The organism is Polaromonas sp. P1_G4, assembly GCF_056405475.1.
The window spans coordinates 1-2,689 of record NZ_JBFUCA010000547.1 but is presented as its reverse complement, the minus strand read 5'-3'; the positions used below and the strand labels follow the sequence as shown (position 1 = coordinate 2,689).

The window sequence follows — 2,689 nt, the reverse complement described above, 5'->3', positions numbered from 1 at the left end:
GCCATCACGCTCAAGCTTTCGCTCTTTGAAGACACCGGCGCCATCGTCGCCGCCATGACTACCAGCATTCCCGAGGCACCCGGCAGCCAGCGCAACTGGGACTACCGTTATTGCTGGCTGCGCGACGCCTTTTTTGTGGTGCGCGCACTCAACAGCCTCTCGGAAGTCGGCACCATGGAAGACTACCTGCGCTGGCTCGCCAACGTGGTGGTGCAGTCCAAGGGCGGGCACATCCAGCCGCTCTACGGCATAGGCCTGGAGCGCGAGCTGCCCGAATCCACCATGTTGCATCTGGGCGGCTACCGCGGCATGGGACCGGTGCGCGTGGGCAACCAGGCGCAGGAGCATTTCCAGCACGACGTCTACGGCAATGTGGTGCTGGGCGCGGCCCAGGCTTTTCACGACCATCGCCTGCTGCACCGTGCCGGCATTGCCGAGTTCAAGCGGCTCGAGGAAGTTGGCGAGCAGGCCGTGCACAGTTACGACAAGCCAGATGCCGGCATGTGGGAGCTGCGCACGCGCGCGCGCATCCACACGTCGTCGGCCCTGATGTGCTGGGCCGCCTGCGACCGGCTGGCCAAGATCGCGCTGGTGCTCAAGCTGCAGGATCGGGCCGACTACTGGCGCGGCCATGCGGCAGTGATGCAGGAACGCATCCTGCGCGAATCCTGGAGTGAAGAACGCCAGGCCTTTGCCGAAAGCTTTGGCGGGCGCGACCTCGACGCCAGCGTGCTGCTGATGATTGAAGTGGGCTTTATCGATCCCAAAGACCCGCGCTTTGTCGCCACGGTAGACGCACTGGAAACCCATTTGTGCGACGGCCCCTACATGCGCCGCTATGAGGCGCCGGACGATTTCGGCAAGCCCGAAACCGCCTTCAACATCTGCACCTTCTGGCGCATCGACGCGCTGGCACGCATAGGCCGCAAGGAGCAGGCCCGCGAGATTTTCAACACCATGCTGGCCGCGCGCAACCATGTGGGCCTGCTCTCGGAAGACACGCATCCCGTGACCGGCGAGATGTGGGGGAATTTTCCGCAGACGTATTCGATGGTGGGGATCATCAATGCTGCCGTCCGCTTGTCCACCCCGTGGGAATCTCAAGTATGAACTTGAACACCCCCGCCGGATGCTCACTTCGTGTAGCACCTCCCCCCCTCGCAGGGGGCCGGCGCCTGCGGCCCGGCAAAGCCAGTTCCGCGGCCCCCGCTGGTAAAGAGGGGCGTTTGCCATGAGCCGGCTAGTTGTTGTATCCAACCGCGTAGCGGATCCACGCAAGGCTGCGGCTGGCGGACTGGCCGTAGCGCTGGGCGATGCACTCAATGCTACCGGTGGGCTGTGGTTCGGCTGGAGCGGCACGGTCGTTGAGGGCGGCGCCGCCGGAGAAGGCGAGCTGCATGTGCAGCAGGCGGGCAACATCAAGCTGGCCACGGTGGACCTGTCGGCCGAAGACCATGCGGGCTACTATCTGGGTTACAGCAACGGCGTGCTCTGGCCGGTGTTTCATTACCGGCTGGACCTGGCGCGTTTTGACACAGGCTTTATCGAGGCCTACCGCCGCGTGAACCGGCTGTTTGCGCACAAGCTCATGAGCCTGCTGCAGCCCGACGACATCATCTGGATCCACGACTACCACCTGATCCCCATGGCGGCCGAATTGCGCGCCATGGGCTGCAACAACCGCATCGGATTTTTCCTGCACATTCCGCTGCCGCCGCAGCAGGTGCTGGCGGCCATTCCCCAGCACGAATGGCTGATGCGTGCGCTGTTCGCCTACGACCTGGTCGGCTTCCAGAGCGAGAACGACCTGCTGCACTTCTCGCGCTATGTGCAGGCCGAAGCCGGCGCGGTGGCGCTGGGCGACAACCGCTTCAGGGCCTTTCACCGCACTGTGCGGGCGGGCGCTKTTCCCATCGGCATAGACGTGGACGAGTTCGCGGCGCTCACGCACGCGCAGGATGCGCGCGACATGTACGAACGCATGAAGGAAGAGTATTCACGCCGCAAGCTGCTGCTGGGTGTCGAGCGGCTCGACTATTCCAAAGGCTTGCCGCAGCGGCTGCGGACGTTTGAAACCTTGCTCAAAAAGTACCCGGAAAATCTCCGCAGCGCCACGCTGATCCAGATCGCCTCGCCCAGCCGTGAGGACATGGGCACCTACACCGATCTGCTGCAGGAACTGGAAAGCCTGTGCGGCGCCATCAACGGCAATTTCGGCGAGCTCGACTGGATGCCCGTTCGCTACATCCACCGCAACGTGGCGCGCAAGCGCCTGCCGGGTTTGTACCGCGTGGCGCGGGTGGCGCTGGTCACGCCGCTGCGCGACGGCATGAACCTTGTGGCCAAGGAATTCATCGCCGCACAAGACCCGGCCGACCCCGGGGTGCTGGTGCTGTCCCGCTTTGCGGGGGCTGCGGAGCAACTGGAAGACGCGTTGCTGGTCAATCCCTACGATACCGACGGCACCGCGGACACCGTACAGCGTGCGCTTCAAATGCCGCTGGAGGAGCGGCAGGCGCGGCATCAGAAGCTGCTCAAGACCATCCGGGAACGCGATGTGCATTGGTGGCGGAGGGAGTTTCTTAACGCCCTCGGCTACGAGGGACCGGCTTAGTTGCCGGTTCTTGCTCCGGCCTTAGCTCTCTCTGCTGAGGGTTGTTGGCCGGGGTTGCCCGGCAGCGACTCACTT

2 protein-coding genes are annotated in these 2,689 nt (G+C 64.1%); both read left to right on the top strand.

The features are described from left to right. Positions 1-1,110, top strand: a 1,110-nt coding sequence (locus AC1D1X_RS20285) for a glycoside hydrolase family 15 protein (RefSeq protein ID WP_477699008.1), incomplete at its 5' end; no start/stop codon positions are given. A 121-nt stretch (positions 1,111-1,231) separates the two neighbouring features. Then, positions 1,232-2,614: an alpha,alpha-trehalose-phosphate synthase (UDP-forming) gene (gene otsA / locus AC1D1X_RS20280; protein ID WP_477699007.1), complete on the top strand. Its 1,383-nt coding sequence runs from the start codon at positions 1,232-1,234 to the stop codon at positions 2,612-2,614. The last annotated feature ends 75 nt before the right edge of the window (positions 2,615-2,689 follow it).